The sequence below is a fragment of the Desulforamulus ruminis DSM 2154 genome (assembly GCF_000215085.1).
GTDB lineage: Bacteria > Bacillota > Desulfotomaculia > Desulfotomaculales > Desulfotomaculaceae > Desulfotomaculum > Desulfotomaculum ruminis.
In genome coordinates this window covers 711247-727431 of the sequence record NC_015589.1, presented here as the reverse complement: position 1 = coordinate 727431, position 16185 = coordinate 711247, and the positions used below count along the sequence as shown (strand labels likewise).

General features: G+C 48.6%; 22 protein-coding genes. All 22 read right to left on the bottom strand.

Annotated features, from left to right (window positions below):
• Positions 1–50 precede the first annotated feature (50 nt).
• The 22 genes from DESRU_RS03590 to DESRU_RS03485 all read right to left on the bottom strand — a co-directional run bounded on the left by DESRU_RS03590 (position 51) and on the right by DESRU_RS03485 (position 16073).
• Complete coding sequence (locus DESRU_RS03590) at positions 51–782, bottom strand: hypothetical protein (protein ID WP_013840760.1); 732 nt, start codon at positions 780–782, stop codon at positions 51–53.
• A gap of 305 nt (positions 783–1087) precedes the next feature.
• The gene (locus DESRU_RS03585; protein ID WP_013840759.1) at positions 1088–1624 is read right to left on the bottom strand and encodes a GNAT family N-acetyltransferase; all 537 of its coding nucleotides are present in this window, start codon (positions 1622–1624) and stop codon (positions 1088–1090) included.
• A complete protein-coding gene (locus DESRU_RS03580; protein ID WP_143758741.1) occupies positions 1591–1845 on the bottom strand; it encodes a hypothetical protein in 255 nt (84 codons plus the stop codon). Before DESRU_RS03580 ends, DESRU_RS03585 begins: the two co-directional genes overlap by 34 nt.
• Before the next feature lie 177 nt (positions 1846–2022).
• Positions 2023–2940, bottom strand: a complete 918-nt coding sequence (locus DESRU_RS03575) for a DUF2786 domain-containing protein (RefSeq protein WP_238446357.1) — start codon at positions 2938–2940, stop codon at positions 2023–2025.
• 78 nt (positions 2941–3018) lie between these two features.
• Entirely contained in the window at positions 3019–3261 is a 243-nt protein-coding gene (locus DESRU_RS20715) for a hypothetical protein (RefSeq protein ID WP_049786733.1), read from the bottom strand.
• A gap of 299 nt (positions 3262–3560) precedes the next feature.
• Positions 3561–4220 (bottom strand): hypothetical protein, encoded by a 660-nt coding sequence (locus DESRU_RS03565; protein ID WP_041275281.1) that lies wholly within the window; start codon positions 4218–4220, stop codon positions 3561–3563.
• 32 nt (positions 4221–4252) lie between these two features.
• The gene (locus DESRU_RS03560; protein ID WP_143758740.1) at positions 4253–4519 is read right to left on the bottom strand and encodes a hypothetical protein; all 267 of its coding nucleotides are present in this window, start codon (positions 4517–4519) and stop codon (positions 4253–4255) included.
• 938 nt (positions 4520–5457) lie between these two features.
• Complete coding sequence (locus tag DESRU_RS03555; RefSeq protein ID WP_013840754.1) at positions 5458–5955, bottom strand: hypothetical protein; 498 nt, start codon at positions 5953–5955, stop codon at positions 5458–5460.
• A gap of 17 nt (positions 5956–5972) precedes the next feature.
• On the bottom strand, positions 5973–6788 hold the full coding sequence (locus DESRU_RS03550) for an RNA-binding protein S1 (protein WP_013840753.1): 816 nt from the start codon (positions 6786–6788) through the stop codon (positions 5973–5975).
• Between the two features lie 17 nt (positions 6789–6805).
• Positions 6806–7345 carry a metal-dependent hydrolase gene (locus DESRU_RS03545; RefSeq protein ID WP_013840752.1) on the bottom strand — a complete coding sequence of 180 codons (540 nt, stop codon included), beginning with the start codon at positions 7343–7345 and terminating at the stop codon, positions 6806–6808.
• 11 nt (positions 7346–7356) lie between these two features.
• Positions 7357–9417 (bottom strand): type IV secretory system conjugative DNA transfer family protein, encoded by a 2061-nt coding sequence (locus DESRU_RS03540; RefSeq protein WP_013840751.1) that lies wholly within the window; start codon positions 9415–9417, stop codon positions 7357–7359.
• Positions 9405–9896, bottom strand: coding sequence for a metal-dependent hydrolase (locus DESRU_RS03535; RefSeq protein WP_013840750.1), 492 nt, complete (start codon positions 9894–9896; stop codon positions 9405–9407). The genes DESRU_RS03540 and DESRU_RS03535 overlap by 13 nt, the downstream gene beginning before the upstream one ends.
• The gene (locus DESRU_RS03530; RefSeq protein ID WP_013840749.1) at positions 9893–10330 is read right to left on the bottom strand and encodes a hypothetical protein; all 438 of its coding nucleotides are present in this window, start codon (positions 10328–10330) and stop codon (positions 9893–9895) included. Before DESRU_RS03530 ends, DESRU_RS03535 begins: the two co-directional genes overlap by 4 nt.
• Before the next feature lie 225 nt (positions 10331–10555).
• Positions 10556–11017, bottom strand: a complete 462-nt coding sequence (locus DESRU_RS03525) for a hypothetical protein (RefSeq protein WP_013840748.1) — start codon at positions 11015–11017, stop codon at positions 10556–10558.
• Positions 10944–11285 (bottom strand): ribbon-helix-helix domain-containing protein, encoded by a 342-nt coding sequence (locus DESRU_RS03520; protein WP_013840747.1) that lies wholly within the window; start codon positions 11283–11285, stop codon positions 10944–10946. The genes DESRU_RS03525 and DESRU_RS03520 overlap by 74 nt, the downstream gene beginning before the upstream one ends.
• A gap of 32 nt (positions 11286–11317) precedes the next feature.
• A complete protein-coding gene (locus tag DESRU_RS03515) occupies positions 11318–11557 on the bottom strand; it encodes a hypothetical protein (protein WP_041275280.1) in 240 nt (79 codons plus the stop codon).
• A gap of 309 nt (positions 11558–11866) precedes the next feature.
• Positions 11867–12283, bottom strand: a complete 417-nt coding sequence (locus DESRU_RS03510) for a hypothetical protein (RefSeq protein ID WP_013840746.1) — start codon at positions 12281–12283, stop codon at positions 11867–11869.
• Between the two features lie 37 nt (positions 12284–12320).
• Positions 12321–13319 (bottom strand): hypothetical protein, encoded by a 999-nt coding sequence (locus DESRU_RS03505; RefSeq protein ID WP_013840745.1) that lies wholly within the window; start codon positions 13317–13319, stop codon positions 12321–12323.
• 29 nt (positions 13320–13348) lie between these two features.
• Positions 13349–13651, bottom strand: a complete 303-nt coding sequence (locus tag DESRU_RS03500; protein WP_013840744.1) for a hypothetical protein — start codon at positions 13649–13651, stop codon at positions 13349–13351.
• Positions 13652–13816: 165 nt separating this feature from the next.
• On the bottom strand, positions 13817–14806 hold the full coding sequence (locus DESRU_RS03495) for a ParM/StbA family protein (protein ID WP_013840743.1): 990 nt from the start codon (positions 14804–14806) through the stop codon (positions 13817–13819).
• Positions 14800–15330 (bottom strand): LNS2 domain-containing protein, encoded by a 531-nt coding sequence (locus DESRU_RS03490; protein WP_013840742.1) that lies wholly within the window; start codon positions 15328–15330, stop codon positions 14800–14802. Before DESRU_RS03490 ends, DESRU_RS03495 begins: the two co-directional genes overlap by 7 nt.
• Entirely contained in the window at positions 15324–16073 is a 750-nt protein-coding gene (locus DESRU_RS03485) for an EAL domain-containing protein (protein WP_013840741.1), read from the bottom strand. Before DESRU_RS03485 ends, DESRU_RS03490 begins: the two co-directional genes overlap by 7 nt.
• Positions 16074–16185 lie beyond the last annotated feature (112 nt).

Genomic DNA, 16185 nt, shown 5'->3' with positions numbered 1-16185 from the left:
GGAGCGAGTACCCAGATACTCGCTCCTTCCACCTCCAGTATATTTAAATTTTATGCTGCCATCTGTTGTTGATAGTTATTAAGCAGCCAATTTCCGATAGCCCTGGGGCTTTTTTTGCTAAGTAGCTTTCTGTCAAGGCCCCAGGTAACATTGGTTAGCCATTTGACCAAATTATAATACTGCTCAGCACTTACGAATTTGGGTAAGCGCCATTCGATGGTGCTATAGTTGGTGTTAACGTTGACCCAGCTATGTCGTTTATAGGCGCTGCCCGGCAAATTACAATAACTGGTATCCCGACGACCCCAAATCTCATAAAAGCTAGTACCGTAAAGAAAATCTGCCAGAGGATGAAAGATCTCCTCATAGTGATCCTGGAATAAGTCTTTTCTCTGAACAGATACATGAACATGGCTGCCACCATGACTGACATCCATCTCCTCTATTGTTTTGCAAATTCCCTTAAACCCCAATAGGCTCTGGAATATAGGTGATTTCCATTCTAGTGTAACCGTAGAGTCAATGCAGGGTGTAAAGCCTTTCTTTAACAATATCAACTGGCTTGGTGATTCCGAGAGTGTTTCAATTTCAACCCCAAAGCCCCATACCTCAGCCGGTGCATTCTTTTTTTTCTTTCCCACAATAGAAAATCTTTGGTAGCTATAGTCCTTCGGTGTATCAATTAATCCCATGCAATATCTACAAGCTGTTCCTTTTGGAATTTCTGCTCCGCATCCTACGCACTTGATTGTCGGGAGTCTTAATCCCTTTATTTCTAACATATCTATCCCTCTTCTACCCCTGGTCTGCACCCCAGGGGAAATTTTTATTCCCTGGTGCAGCAGGATAAAAAAGGTTTGCTTTTTATCTAATCTACTGTTATTATTTACTTACGGTTTTGTTTGCGGGCCAGCTTACTGCTGAACCCGTTTTTATTTTTCCTTTTTAATCGATCACCCCCAATCACATAAAAGTCTTGGTTGGTATCACCTCCCTTCAAATAATATTAAAATGCCAGGGTTATAAAAGCCCTGGCATTTCTTATGTCTTGCAAAGCTTTACCCTTATATCATAAAAACCGCTGACCTTAAGGGTTACTTTCAAGTTCTTCTTTCAATTTTTGAAAATCCAGATTTAGATATATAAAGATGACCGGGTCACCGGTGTCTGCTTCTAACTCTTCCTCTACTGCAACCTGAAAACCAAAATTTCTGATATACCATTTCACTCTTTCACGCAATGCAAGGCTAATGATATACTTCTCATTAAAAATATAGGCATATTCAATGATATGATTTACAATCGCCTTCCCGATCCCCTGGTTTTGTTTAAATATACTAACTCCTATTCTTGCAATTTCTAAGCACTCAACAGCTTCCAGACTGCCTTTATCATTTTCAAACCGGATCGTAGAATGCTTCAGGGTGAAATATGCAACCAATTCGTTATCGGCAAGCACAAGCGTTGTACTTGCCTCTTTCTCAACATGACTTAAATAGGCCTCTGTTTTTAAGAACTGATCTAAGCTGCCATTTCCACAAGTAAAATCCTTATACTTATCATAATCACAATCAATAATTGCTTGAAGGATTATTGACTGCGTGTGGATTTCTTCCGAACGCATATAGAAATGCCCCTACTCCTCTTGCCTGCTTTCACGGAGGTAGGATCTTTTCTAAACTCTTCAGCTTTTTTCGCAAGAAGCTCTTCTGTTCTCGTTTTGTCTTCAGTGAATCGCTTTGCATCACGCCCCCTAAGAACTGGGTACTCCCGCATGCTGACTGCCATCCTTCTCCCTCCTTTTTTTAGATGTTTTCTTCCTGCTATGGACCAACCTCTTTCCAAAATTATACCCCTCCCAAAGAAACCTTGTCTATAGTTATGACCAACTATATGGAACCTATAACCATTCGTGGCCTTTGGGAGATGTCTGTTCACTTAAGTGAACGGTTGGCGCCATAAATTTTACTTGTGGAAATATTAAGAGGATCGGCCTGGAGTGAACCAGGCCACCAATACCTCTTAGCGAATCATTTTCTTATTCTCATTAAAGTTACGGCCATCCCGATACCCGGTTTGCCTGGCATCTAAAGAACCTGCTATTACAATTTTACTGCCTTTTTTCTTTATTAAATTTTTCTCCTCTACGGCTTGTACAACCAGGGCATCCTTAGCCAAGATTAAAGCGTATCCCTTTGATTCAACCTGTTCTTCAAACCGTTTTTTTAGTCCATTAAGAAACCCAATCATATAATCATTTTTTAATTGCTTACTTGTTATTCTAATTATTTTATTACGGTTCTCTTTTACATAGTTAGTTGCTAAATAAAGCATCGTGGTAAGGGCATACAAATAAATCTCTTTCGCAATTTCTACATCTTCTTTTAATCCTATAAAATAGATCCCTTTACCACCTGTTACATAGGGATGACAACGAAAATTTTTACCTATAATTGAAGATAAGTTTTTTTCGTACCAGGTGTTTCTTCTGCTTTCTGAAACGCATGTGTCAACCACCTGCTTTTCTAAGTCTACTTCCTTTGAAGAGATCTCAATTTCAGACATTGTGATTCCATGTTGAGCCATAAGTTCCTGTGCCTTCAACAGAGCTGCCTGAGCTTCTTCCTGATAGTTACTTTTCGTTAACGCAAGGACCTTGCGTATCTTGTTAATGATCTTATCTTGTTCCACTTTATAATCCTCCTCTATCTCTCTCTTCCCTAATCTTCGTCCGGCAACAGAGGCAGCCTGTTCAGCAAAACTTGCCACTCTAGTTGATTGTTCCCGGGCTTCTTTTTCTCTGGCTAAAGCCTCTCTCATTTCATTTAATTCTCTACTCATTTCATTTAATTCTTTGTCAGTCTGTTCTCTAACAATAGCTGCTTCGCCTTCTGTTTGTTGGACCCTTTCATTAGCAGCATCAATGGCCTCCGCAGCCATCCTCTCCCTTTCATGTGCCTCGGCCTTGGCGGCCTGGGCGTCTGCCTCCGCTTTACTTATTCGAGTAGCATCGGCCTCCTAGCGATCCTGGGCAGCTTTTACGAAAGAAATATAAACCTCTTCTACTCGTGCAAGGTGATGTCGTAGATTCTCCAATTCTTTTACCTGACCCATGCTTTCACGTTCCTGGGCAGCTTGGTAGTTCATCACCAACCGGCCCATGAACTCCTTCGTCGTCACTCCACTTTTTTCAACCAAGTCTTCTAGTGTTTTCTTCACATCAGCATCCATTTTAGAAGAAAAGGGCACCGTTTCACTCATTGTACTTTTGCCATTTTCTGCATACTTTACCTCTTTTTAATATCAACATCCTCCCTGTAAAAGATGTAGAATTTAAGAATGTTCACTTAAGTGAACATTCTTAAAAACTTCTTACACAAAAATTGAAAGAGAACGCCGAAAATTTAAGCGTTCTCTCTCCTCTCAAAGATCTATTGAGTCTAGGTAGCACTGTATTAGCGCCAGCAATAAAACGATTGTATCCTCACTCATTAAATTCCACTCCTATCTGTTTTTATAAAACTCCCTTGTTCACTTAAGTGAACATTTATTTTTGCTCCCTAAGAATTTAATATTTCCACGGCAAATGCAATAAGGCCCTTGTTTCCTGGTCGATACTTTACGAAAACCAATTTGTCTATGGACTCGAGTAGTTTCTTACCGTTTCCATTTTTGGCAAATACAGCATGCTTGGACCCATCCCGTGCCTCACAATAAGCTCGAACGGTTCCTTCGCTTTTTCCCGGTCGAGTTTCCAGAACCTTAAATACTTTGGACTCCATCTCGTCCCCTTGCGTTTCAGTTCCATGCGACGAGGGCTGAGATTTAGTACCTTCCTGTGCTTCTTCTTTCTCTTTCGGCAAGCTCCCCGGATCAAGATCAATGATCTTTGCAATTGCCGCTTCGATTTCAGAGGTTTCTTTCCCTGACTGGATCGATGCGGACAGCAAACCAACCAAACTGATTAGCCCGGTTTGTTCCGCCTTTGCCTTCTCCAAAGCAGCCTCCGCAATTGCGACTGCTGCTCTGGCCTCGCTCATTTCTTTATACATGTCTTGTAGAACTTTATCCTGCTCCCTGTATGAGGGGTGACTAATAGCCGCCTCTCTCACTTTAATCTTACTAAGCAAATCATTCTTGTTTCCCCGGGCTATATGGTACTGCAGGACGCAATCCTCAATGCCTTTCCCGGTCAACTTCTCTGCTAATTTCAACATCATGTATATTCCTCCCTAAATTTTAATTTTTAAACTTACAGCCAGGCCAAAAGCCTGGGTACCAACCGGCGCTGAATGGATCTTCCGGATATATATCCGATCTTTCCGATAAACATCGCCACCAGCGCAATCGATAGAAGTACAACAAGAACCGGCTTTAACACAAGCAAACAACCAGCCTGTAATTTAGTCATGGTCCATGCTGTAATCTGATTCATCCGATACCGTATGGTATACTGATACTTGTACACATACGTCCCTTTTTTGTTCTTCACCATATTCAACACTCTTGCCATAGACATAGGGGTCCGCCCTTCGGCCGGCGTCCCCAATATCACCTCCTCTTGAAAGTGATTGATTGGGGCCGCCGCCCCGATGTCTATATAAAAACAAAAAACGGCCACACACAAAAGTTGCCGAAACTCTCATCGCGCTAATGAGATAACTCTTGCGGTGGCCGTAATAAGCCTTTATATATTTTGCCGGAAAACCGGATTGCTCAGTTAAAAACACAAAAAGACCCAGTCAGGTCCTTTCCATACTCTCAAAATTCTCATAACCCGGTTGGGCACTCGTCACACGAACCTTAAGGTTGTGCTAGTAGCAGCATGTATCCTTCCTGCCACAGAAGGGCGTAACCTAAAATCACGCTCGGCATTCGCCGCCAAAACCATCTAATGGTTAAACGGTACTTCCTCCGATCGGAATAATTTCCCCACATCGGAATCAAGTCACCACACCGGGTGAGAAACGGATACAGGTTTTTCTCCCTGTATATCCAAATCTTAGCAGACCTCCGTTTACTCTGTCAATATGGTTTTTTACTTGACTTTATTTGCGAGAAAATAATAAAAGCATTGATATAAATATATTCTTTATATATACTTTTATTATGAGATAATAAAAGTGGGAATACTGTTAACGAACAAAACGGCGTGGTTGCCTCGACCTACCGAGGTTTTCATCTAGAACCCTTAAGCTGCGGGAACAGCTTAAGGGTTTTTAATTACTTGCTTCGGTTCGTCAATTGAACTACGAGGGTCAACAGGAGTATTACTGCTATAACAATTTGAACTGTATCACCTATAGTAATCATCCCGTCCCACCCCCTTTCCGGATGTTTCCATCCCCGGCAGGTGAGACCCGTTTGTTCGCTATGTATTCCCATTTACATATTACCATAAAATACTAATACTAGGACCTATAATTTTTGCATTTTTCGCTACTATTCTTTTTTTCTTCACATTTTCCGCACACAGTCCGATAGCTTCATTTTCGGCAACTGAGCAGCCGACACCGAATACCACCCTTTGGGCAAAACCACCTTTTCCAACAATACCGCCAATCCCGGCTCCTCGTTCTCCGGAGGTACCGGCGGCACAACATAGACCCGCAGCCTCTGCCGGTTCTTCAGTACGGCCACCCGACCCTGCAGCTCCGCTCCGCTCTCCGCAAACCGGGCGGCCAGCCATCCCAATGCACACCGGGCGGCATAGGTGTCATCCGTCGGCAATGGCTTATTCATCGGGCACCAGAACACCTCGCCCCCGGGCTTCCAACAGCGCAATGCATATCCCGAACCCCGTAAGATCCGGAGAGACTGTCGATAAAAAGGAAAAAGGAGGGCCAGTGCTTCTTCCGAAGCACCGGCGCAGCTCTCTAAAAAACATAATACCCTTTCCGCCCGGGGGCTGGTGATCAGCCCGGGCGATTTTCTTTGATCTACCAATACCGTCATGCTGTATCCCTCTCCCTTTAGGCCAATCGAACACCCCGTATCCTGAGATGAAGCTTTTCCTTCTCCGGGTCAACCATGGTTACCGCCACCGGTACCACGTCTCCCCTTTTCAGCCGGCCGCGCTGCGGCAGATTGGCAATGCCTATAATTCCCGGCTTAATTTCTAACAGAACCAGTTGATCTTTCTCTGTACTCACCATCTTTATAACCTGTCCCTTCAGAAAGTCCCCCCGCTGGACTAAAAAACCCTCCCAGGGGTTCTTTTCGTCCACCAAAGACACCTGGATGGCATTCGACTCCCGATCAGCCTGGATCACCCGGGCTCGAACCGAAGTCCCAGGAGGATAAAGCTCCACCAAACGACGTACCTGACTTCGGGTTGCGTTTTTGCGGGATACTTCCACCAATACCCCGCCCCCTACATCCACCTGCAGCCGTTCCGGTTTTTCTTCAGTCTTGGCCAAAACCGCCTTCACAACCACCGGAATTACATCTCCGGGTTTGATCTCCTTAAAGAACCTCTCGGCGGCATCCTCAACCACTTCTTTGCGGGAGCAAATGACTGATCGTGTCCCCGCATCCAACCGCCGTACCTTCACCCATACCTTCTGACCGATGAAGCGACTGGCCATTTCCTCCCTTTCCAGTCCGGTCTCACCGAAAGGGACCATCCCGGGTATCTCTTCTCCCATGTCCAATACCCAAACCGGCTTCTCTTCAACCCAGGTAACTCGCTCCACCGTTCCCTCTACCGGAAACCCCCGCTTTTTTGCCTCGTGCAGCTGCTCCCAGCGATCCGCCGTAATGCTATATCCTTCAGGTTTGTACATCATTTTGATCTTCCTTTCGTTTAAGATTTTATGCCAAAAATTATCAGGGTTAACGAAAAGCAGAGTACTGCTAAAACAAACTCCCGGAGATCCTTCCCGGTGGAAATAGGTCCACTCCATTTCTTCCGGGTCCAGGATGCTTTTTCCAGTTTCGCCTTTACCGGCTCCCATTTCCGGGGCAGTCTCGGTAAAAACAATCGCAATGGCCGGATGCTGCTGCGTGTCAACCCGTCCAGTAAGAGATGGGATACGGCCCCGGCTATTGCGGAAAGGACTAAAAGCGCACTGCCAAAGGCAACGGCGGCCAAAACGCCGAAGACCAATCCCACGGTAATACAAAACAGCAGCGTATGGGTGGGGCTGTCCCGGTGGCCATACTTTCGCTCCAGCCAAACTGCCAGGGGCCGGAACCCCCGGCCGGCGTAACTGCCGGGGTGATCCACATCCGGAAGCAGCGCTGCCGCAGCCCCGACTACGGCGCCAATCATCTCCTGCCCGCCCCACACTGCTATAGCTGCCCCCAGAACCGAGCCGGCCGCCGCATGAGTAATGCCCGTCATCTCACCAACTCCTAACTCCCAAACATCCGCATAATATCGTTATCCCCGGGGTCCGCTTCCAAAATCCCGGCCACATCCGGCAGAGGCTCAACCGGGTTTCCCTTCGACCCTTTCCTCTTCCTCTTTGGCAGTTCCTCAATCCCTTCTGCTTCTTCCACCGGACTGGGAATCGGCGGGGTGGGTACCTGCTTCGGTACCGCCGGGGCAAAATCCGCAATGGTTTTGGGTTCCCTGGATAACTCCTTAAACTCTTTCAGGTCCGAGAAGGCCACCGTGTCCAGATAAAAAGGCCGGCAGGTGGGAATCCGAACCACGGACGTAAAGAATTCCATCTCATAAAACTGCCAGGGGAACAAGAGATCCATCTTCTTCTTACTCTCCGTCTTTTTGGGGATCTCCACCCGCTTCCAGGGCCAGGTCACGTCTTTTCTCTGGGAAACATCCCACACATCCGCACTGCCCAGCTGCCGGGTAAAGTACCCGGCCGTTTTATCGTCATTAACCCGCAGGGCCATGCGGATATCGGTATTCCCTAAAAACGTCTCGGCCACATCCGCCCCATAGAGGCTGTTCAACTGGGTGCGGGACTGGACAATGTAGTTGTAGCAGATCCCCAGTCCCCGGTCGAACGAAATCCGGTTGTTAAAGTTCGGAATTCGACCGATGTTGGCAAACTCATCAAGGATAAACCGAACGGGAATCGGAAGCCGATTGTTATTGGCCTCCGCATATTCCACCAGACGCTTAAAAAGCAAAAAATAAAAAGCCGTCAGTAACGGCCTTAAATCCCCAATGGTCGGGAGGATACAAAACAGCGCGGTTTTCTTGGTGGCGAGATCCAGGAGATTAACATCATGCCCGGCGGTCAGGGCCGCTAAGGGACCATCCGTCATCACCGCTACTTTGTTCTGCACCCCGGTGGCAAAGTTATTAAACATGCCGACCGCCCCCCGCCATTTCTCATAATAATAGACCGGCAGACGGCCCGACCGGAACTCTTTCTCAAAAGCCTCATCCAGTTTTTCCACCGGCCAGGAGAGCAGCGTCAGCACCGTTCGCATATGCCGCATTTCTTCCTCCAGAAAACTCCCGTACCGGGTCAGCCCCATAAGCGCCGTGAAGAGGTTGGATTCGCCCCCGGCAAAGAACGGATTTTCTTTCCCGGCACTGAGAATCATGGCTTCGCAAACCTGCCGGAATTCGCCCTCATCTCTCGCTTCAAACAAGGGATTCCAGCGATGACTCCCCTGTCCCGGATCTTTAAAATTCAGGACGATCACATTGTAGCCCTGGGTCTTCAGCCAGTCCGCAATGCCCGGCTCATACTCCCCCTTGCCATTCCACTTTCCGGCCACCAACTCCCCTTTTGGGTCCGAAATCACCATGGACCAACCGTCATGGGCCGCAGCTATGATATTCGGCAGAACCCAGCCAAAGGTTTTTCCGGCCCCCGTGGCTCCAAAAATGGCGGTGTGAGCTGCAATAGCCATGCGGCCGATGATGACCCGCAAAATGCGGCCGTTCAACTTCCCGATGATCACCCCTCCGCCGTACTTGCCCGGCTTTGGAGGCCCAAATTCACATAATTTGGCAGCCTCTTTTTCGTCGGCCCAACCACTATCCTTTTTCACCAACGGCCTTCCCTGAACCACTCCCGGTCCATGCATCCGGCGTCTGCGTCTCATCATCCCCACCGCAACTGCAAACCCCAGCAAACTTCCCAACAGCACTCCGGTATGTCCTGCCCGGTCTGCGGGGTTTCTTAAATCCCTGGCAGTAAACCAAGATCGAACAGAAACATCCTGAACTTCGGGTTTCAGCCAATTCCCGGACCCCTCATCAAACCTTGGTATTTTCTGAATGAGATTCATTCCGTACCCACCAAGCAGCCCCATTCCAATGGTAATCACCACAACAATGACTGGGGCCTGAAGCTTTTTCTCTCTGACCCACCATGCAGCACCCATGCAGATAAACATTAGAGCCAGTCCATGGGCGATGAAAACCAGTGCTAAAAAGACCACCGCCAACAGCGAGTACATCACAATACGATCTTTTTTTAGGTTAACCAAGCCATCACCCTCCCCACATAGCCGGATACCTCCGGCAGCACTGCCCAGTAAACCAGGCCCAGTGTCAATGCCGGAAAGACCACAAACCGTTCCAGCAAGCCGCCGGTTTTCACCAGGGGAATCCGCACCATAACCGGTAACGGCCACAGCAGGGGAACGCCGGACAGGGTCAACATGTCTCCCGCTAAATGCGCCAGATACCCGGCCGCCATCGCTAAGCCTATCTCCCGGCCCCACAGCAAACCGATAATCCCGCCCAGAGCAAGGGTGGCCGCCAGGCTATGCAGCGCCCCCCGGTGCCCCAGAACTCCCCTCGCAATCGTGGGAAGAATCGGTATTCTGCTGCCGATCCAGCTGTTTGGATGATCCAGGTCCGGCAGGAGAGATCCCAGTCCCGCTGCCGCCAGCAAAACCGGATCAAACCCCGAAACCAGATACCCGGCCCCCAGGCCCATGACCAAATGTGACCGCCACATCATCTTTTATCACCTCCCTTCCCTGGCGGCATCAATTGGCGCCGGTATTTCTGCCAGTGCTCATAGAAAAACACCGGCAGTTTTCCACTCCGGTGCTCTTCCTTAAAAATCTGATTCAGTTGCTCTATCGGCAAATATTCCAAAGCCATCATGGTGCTTAAGTTCTTATCCCCTGCCTTAAACCTGCCACCATACATAACCAGCCCCGCCAGAGCAAGATAAAAATCCTGCCTCTTACCATCGATCCCATCACGCATCCACTCAATTTTAGGATCGGTAATCACGAGGCTCTCAAAATCCTTCAAATCTTCCGTTAGTCTGGAAATACCTGTGCAAAAACTCATTCCCTGCCTTGTAGAACCAAATACTGTACGGTGTCCCTGCAAGAGACCTTCCATTCGTTCACTTAAGTGAACGGCCTCTGGACCTTTATTCATTAGCACCACACTCCCTTCGAATTGTCTTTACATGACAGCCAAAGCCCTCCCCATGATGCCACCGGACACCCCGCGCCTGCTTTAGAGATTGACAATAGGCCATCTCCTTACACCCCGGGCATTGCTCCCTCCGGGATTCGCAGTTCCCGCACGGGCAGTCCTTACATTCGCTGTACCGGATACACTTCCACCCCCTTTCGTTCACTTAAGTGAACACCTCACCCCCTACCGCCCGCGCTCCATCCCCCGCCTCCGGTGCTGCCACCGGTCCCTGTCCTTGCCCCGCCGGGGGACCAGCTCCGCCATGGCCCGCAGATCCTCCGGCTCCACCCACAGCTCCCGCCTGCGCCAGGTCCTGTTATCATGAGCCAGCGTCTTAAACACCAGCACCACCCGCCGACCGTCCTTGGAGATCCCCCCGCACCAGTCCGTGACCAGCCCAGTCCGGGCCTCCAGGAGCCCCGCCCCCTGGCGCCCCAGGGAAACCATGGCCTCCCGGTCCAGGCGCCGCCCCGGTTCCAGGTTAACCAGGACCGCCTTGGCCCGGGCCGGGTGGGTGAAGTACGTGCCGTCCTGCCAGTATTCCCTGGGCGTGAGATTTTCCCGACGGGTATCAAACAGGGGACTCACCAGTCCCAACACCTTGACGATCTTTTTGTTGTCCCGAGCCAGCCGTGTGAATATCATCCCTGTTCACCTCCAGAAGCGTCCGGGCCTGTTGAATCATCCTCTTCCTCAGATCCTCCGCCTCCTGTTTCCTGGCCATGGCCAGTAGTTCCGATGACGCCATAAACGCCGCCATGGTCAAAACCATCTCTTGTTTGCCGAAATAACACTCCAGTGCCTCGATGATGACCGCCGTTTTCGTTGTATGTCTCCGGGCCGCCTCCCGTTGCACCTTCGACGCCATCTCCACCGGCAGCCGTAAAGATTCCCTTGTGCTTATCCTCTTCACCTCTTTCTGTCAGTCCGGCCTCCGGGTCCCGGTTACCTGGCCGTTGCGGCCGGGGTCTTGTTCTTTCTCACGGGAACAAGACCCCGGCCGCAACGGAAACCCAGCCCTGGCTCCTGGGTATCCAGGTTCCCGGTCCCGGCTCCTGGATCGGCCTTGGCCTGGTCCTGGTTTTCCCGGGTTCCAGGTTCCCGGGTACCTGGGCCGCCCCTGGGTCCCGGGGCCAGGTTCCTGGGTGCCTGGGAAACCGGGCCGGGGAAAAACCGGTTGTTCACTTAGGTGAACGATTTTCTTGTCGTTCGACTGTTGTCATACGCCTGAGGCCTTGACCTGGGCGGCCTGGACCTCGGTGCCGGGTTCCCGGGGCCGGGGCGCGCACCCGGTATGACACCTGGGGCCGGGCCAGGCGCGGCCTCCGGCTCGCTTATGCGTTGTATTCCCCTATGGGGTAAGGAGTTTGGGGAGGGCGACCCGGGGGAGCCTGGGCGGGGGGAAAAACAAAGGGCGATCGAAAAAGATTCTCATTCTCAACCACCCCAATATTATCTGTTTTTTCGAGTACAACACGAACAAACGTCCGGAATTTATTTTCCGCCCTCGCGATGTAAGTATGGTAGCCTTTTAACTTCATTTTCCATCTCTACAAGATCTTCATCTGTGTGAGTATGGATGCCGGCAATGTTGCTCCATGGGATAAAAACGGACACGTCTTTCCTTGCAAGATGAGCATCGTCATATATAGCTATTCCGTAAGTAGTCACCCCGACGATCTTAAAGGCGTGTTTCCCTTTGAAATATCGTTTTTCACGCAACCATTTTTCAGCTGCTTCAAACCAGCTCAGTGCAGGAATTTTGTTGACTAATTCAATTATCAGATACGCTTCTTTTTCCCTGGTTGCTTTGAATTTCACCCTTGTCTCATCGAATCCAAACATGGATTCCTCGATAAACTTGATCACATGATCCGGGCTAGAGATTATTTCACAAACAATTTTTTTCAAACCAATCCATCTCCTTTAAATGCTTTTTCGCATTGCTTTATGAATACATGGATCGCAAATAAACTTGTTTTTTGTTATTGCCTGAATCTTTTTTTGCATATTTAATTTTTTTTGGGTATTTTTCAGGGTTCTCAATCGCTTTTTCCAACCACTGGATTGTGAATTTCACTTCTTCCTGCTCCAATAGCCGGTCGATGCAGTAAAGTACAGTATCCTTGTTACTCTCCTTTACCCACCTTTGCAAAAAGGGAACGATGTCCTGATCCTCTGATACCTTCTCAAAGAAATACTTTTTAACGACTTCGATATCTTCCTCAAGTTGCTTTTGATTGATTAATTGATTTTTCATTCCATCCTCATTCAATCCTTCTTTCCTTCCCGCATTAGGAGGATACTCTTTCATACCTTCACTAACGGAAGGATGGAAGGATGAATGATTTGATTTATTATAATTTGAAATATTATTATTTGTATTATTAATACATTCGGAATTTCCGAACGGCTCCCGTACGATTTTTCCGAATGGCTGCCGTTCTATTTTTCCGAACGGCTCGGAGCCATTCGGTTTTTCCGAACGGCTTTCTTTTTGATTGATTTTCCTCATGGCAGCGAGTTTTTGACCTTCAGAGTTCCGATCTTTCCAGTGACGCCTCTTTTCCAAATCGCAATAGATGGTCTCCGAATAGAAAGGCACATCACACCATACATAGAGGTTCGTTGTGCCACCGAATTTATTTTTTTCTTCACAAATTTCAATAAGCCCGTATTCAAACAGGGTTTTGATCAGTTGAAGAGCTTTGTCTTTTTTACATCCAAATCGCTCCGCCAGCCGGGTATAATCAAAGTGATGAATGACATGAGTTTCCGGATAGGCTTGACGGTCTGCTAATGTGTAGAGTACCTGCCAGGCTAAAAAAGCATCATTCCCGAGGGTCTTTCTCCATGAGTCCAAATGATGAAATGTGAGAGGTGGGAGTGTAAGCTCGGCTCTTTTTCTTCTTTCTTTCACCCCAACCTTGAATTTTACGTCATCCACAATATCAGCTCCCCGTACTCAAATTCACATCACATCAGGTTCATGAAAGCATCCACGTCAAACTGAACATTGGCTTGGGCTTCTTCTCTTTCCGCCTCTTTATTTTCAATAGGCTGAATGCCACTGGTTTGAAGTATTTCTAATGAATTTTCCAGTTTTCCCATCCGCATATCTAGGGCGTAGAGTAGGTTTTTGATTTCTCCAAGGACTTGATTTACAGCCAACCCGGCCTCTATGGCTTCTCGTGCCTTTTGGCTTCGGATTTTTTGGGGGAACTGCAGCAAAGGATGATCCGCCGGCAGACGAATATCCAATTTCTTATCAAACGCCATTTGTCGGACACCTCGTTTTCAATATAATCAAGGGCTAACGGTTGATTTTAGTAAGTTTGTCCGACAAGTTTTTATTAATAAAATTCTGTCGGACAAGTACATAAAAAAAGAGCCTTCAGCCCGGAGTATTCCTGGTTTAAACTTGTCGGACAAAACGGTTTCCGTCTATAACGCCTCTTCCGTCTGCTTCACAACCGCCAAAATCCCTTCTGCGTTGGCCCACTGGGCGTTGGGCAAGATGGTGGTAACCGGAAACATGGATGAGAGAACCGGTAAGCATTTGGCTCCGCCGCCAGCCAGGTAGGCCTTGCGGACAAAGGCCATTCGTTCCCCCAGTCGGGCGGTAACCTGATCGACGATGTTCATGGCGATTTCGGTTTTAATTTTTTCCAGCGTCAGGTTGAAATCGATTTCCCGGCCGTAGTGGATAATCTTCCCCTCTTCGCTGAGGACCTGCGGCACATTTACCACGGACAGGGGCATTCCAGTTTGATTCTGATATTCAAGGGCAATGGTTTCATGGACGGCATAAATCCCGGTTTCCACGCTACCGCAGAGGTTGGAAACCGGCCGCACTTTCCCGCCGACCACTTCCGCCACAATGTAGTCGGTGGTTTTATATCCCACGTCCACCAGGAGTACCAGCCCGTTCTGAGGAAGCCCAGGAGCCGTTATAAGGGCCGCAGCACCCTGGGGATAGACAATCACCTTACCGAAGCTGATACGCCTCAAAATACTGTCATTTACGCTGATATCCCCATGAACCCCCATCAGGTGTTGAATCAATTCCTCGCGCTGGGTCCGGTAATACGCTACCGGCAGACCAACTCCCAGGGTAGACCCCGGTTGAGCTTCCAAGATCCTGGAGGCTGTCAGTACCAGGATATCGTGATTGGGGTGTTTATGTTTCTGGCGGTCCAAGGTAAAGGTGGCGCCCCGGCCCTCTTTTACCGCCAGTTCGCCTACAAAGTAGATGATGGTGGTTCCATCCACCTTTTTCACCTTCACCAAATGGCCTGTATCGGTACTGGAGAGATCCGCCAGAACCATCTCCTGGTATGGGGACACGATGGATGGAATCAAAATCCGGCTTTCCGTAGAGACGGCTTTGACATGGCTGTAGCCGACATCAATGGCAAGAATTTTTGTTAACATTGAGAGGTCACTCCCTTTATTATTTGGTTTAAAGAATTCATCTGCTTCCAGTCGGTAAACCGCACAATGTTGGGACTGGAAAGTGCGGCGTTATAGGGGGCTGCTTTCACAAAAACCGGGATCTCTTTTTCGATCAGCCCCCGGATGACGGTCGGGTCATCATCAAAGAAAGCCACCATCCCTGAATCCCGGGCCATCGTGGCTTTTTCGTCGCCGGGAATAAACTCTACACTGCCCGCAGGAAATCCATGTTTTTGTAACCACTTCCGGGTTACAAACTCGGCCAGTTTGGGCCGGCTGGTCATATAAACCACGCGGTATCCCTCTTCGGCCATTCGAAATAAAGCTTCCTGGGCGCCGGTATAGGGTCGGGCATTCAAAAACAGTTTGAGCCCTTCGGCGGAGGTGAAAAAATCCTTCGGTACTTCCGGCGCCGGATACTGTTTTAGGCTGATGTTGAAACGTTGAAGCAGCTCGTAGTTAATGTTGGTTACGGTGTTGCAGAGATCCACTCCGATTAGCATGTTGTCACCTCCTTGAACTTCCAGTATTCCACCGGTCTGGGCTGTGAGAAGTAAAACCCTTGGGCCAGATGAACCCCGGCACTTTTGACTATTTCGTACTGTTTTGGCGTCTCGACCCCTTCGGCAATCACTTTGGCTCCCAGGTTTCCGGCGATACTGAGCATTGCTTCCAAGGCTGTCAGGTAGTGAGGAGCCGAACCGTTTTGGTACTTCGTGAGGCCCTGGATAATACTCCGGTCGATCTTGAGATAGTCCGCAGGCAGTTCGCAGATATTGGAAAAGCTCCGGTCCCCTGATCCCACATCATCCAGTGCAACCTGGATGCCGGTTTGTTTAATGTCCATCAGAATTTCAGCCAGCGCCATCCTTCTCTTCTCCTTGAGGCCGATCTCGGCCAGTTCAATGATGATCCGATTTTGGTGCTGACGATATTTTTTAATCGCATGGATCATTTTTTCGTGATGCTGGATCAGGGTGTCCGGGCTAATGTTAATAAAGATTTGGATGGGTTTGAGAAAATGATCCAATCCGGATAGGGCCTGGTTAAAACATAAAAGCTCCATCTCCTGAGATCTTCCAACTTTCTTTGCGGCACGAAAAAGATTCACCGGGGAGAACAGGTCCCCGGGTCCCCGGGCCAGGGCCTCAAAGCCAAACACCTCCTCGGAGCACATATCTTGTATGGGTTGAAAAAAGATGGATATGTCTCTTTTATGAAGGATTTGGGCAATGGTTTCGTTCACATCATCACGCTCCTTGTTTTAATAAAGGGTTATAAAAATAAGGAACCCCCTACCTTAGCCTTACTAAAGTAGGGGGTTCCTTGTGATGGACAATTCCTCGTTTAGCTAGTTG

Excerpts from the sequence above, each read along its gene's own strand:
- DESRU_RS03575 (WP_238446357.1), bottom strand. The coding sequence starts at position 2,940 with ATGGCTGCGGAGGCCATTGATGCTGCTAATGAAAGGGTCCAACAAACA.
- DESRU_RS03490 (WP_013840742.1), bottom strand. The coding sequence starts at position 15,330 with ATGCTAATCGGAGTGGATCTCTGCAACACCGTAACCAACATTAACTAC.
- DESRU_RS03560 (WP_143758740.1), bottom strand. The coding sequence starts at position 4,519 with ATGTCTATGGCAAGAGTGTTGAATATGGTGAAGAACAAAAAAGGGACG.
- DESRU_RS03565 (WP_041275281.1), bottom strand. The coding sequence starts at position 4,220 with ATGATGTTGAAATTAGCAGAGAAGTTGACCGGGAAAGGCATTGAGGAT.
- DESRU_RS03585 (WP_013840759.1), bottom strand. The coding sequence starts at position 1,624 with ATGCGTTCGGAAGAAATCCACACGCAGTCAATAATCCTTCAAGCAATT.
- DESRU_RS03550 (WP_013840753.1), bottom strand. The coding sequence starts at position 6,788 with ATGATGTACAAACCTGAAGGATATAGCATTACGGCGGATCGCTGGGAG.
- DESRU_RS03495 (WP_013840743.1), bottom strand. The coding sequence starts at position 14,806 with ATGTTAACAAAAATTCTTGCCATTGATGTCGGCTACAGCCATGTCAAA.
- DESRU_RS03500 (WP_013840744.1), bottom strand. The coding sequence starts at position 13,651 with ATGGCGTTTGATAAGAAATTGGATATTCGTCTGCCGGCGGATCATCCT.
- DESRU_RS03545 (WP_013840752.1), bottom strand. The coding sequence starts at position 7,345 with ATGACGGGCATTACTCATGCGGCGGCCGGCTCGGTTCTGGGGGCAGCT.
- DESRU_RS03525 (WP_013840748.1), bottom strand. The coding sequence starts at position 11,017 with ATGATATTCACACGGCTGGCTCGGGACAACAAAAAGATCGTCAAGGTG.
- DESRU_RS20715 (WP_049786733.1), bottom strand. The coding sequence starts at position 3,261 with ATGAGTGAAACGGTGCCCTTTTCTTCTAAAATGGATGCTGATGTGAAG.
- DESRU_RS03555 (WP_013840754.1), bottom strand. The coding sequence starts at position 5,955 with ATGACGGTATTGGTAGATCAAAGAAAATCGCCCGGGCTGATCACCAGC.
- DESRU_RS03535 (WP_013840750.1), bottom strand. The coding sequence starts at position 9,896 with ATGATGTGGCGGTCACATTTGGTCATGGGCCTGGGGGCCGGGTATCTG.
- DESRU_RS03590 (WP_013840760.1), bottom strand. The coding sequence starts at position 782 with ATGTTAGAAATAAAGGGATTAAGACTCCCGACAATCAAGTGCGTAGGA.
- DESRU_RS03530 (WP_013840749.1), bottom strand. The coding sequence starts at position 10,330 with ATGAATAAAGGTCCAGAGGCCGTTCACTTAAGTGAACGAATGGAAGGT.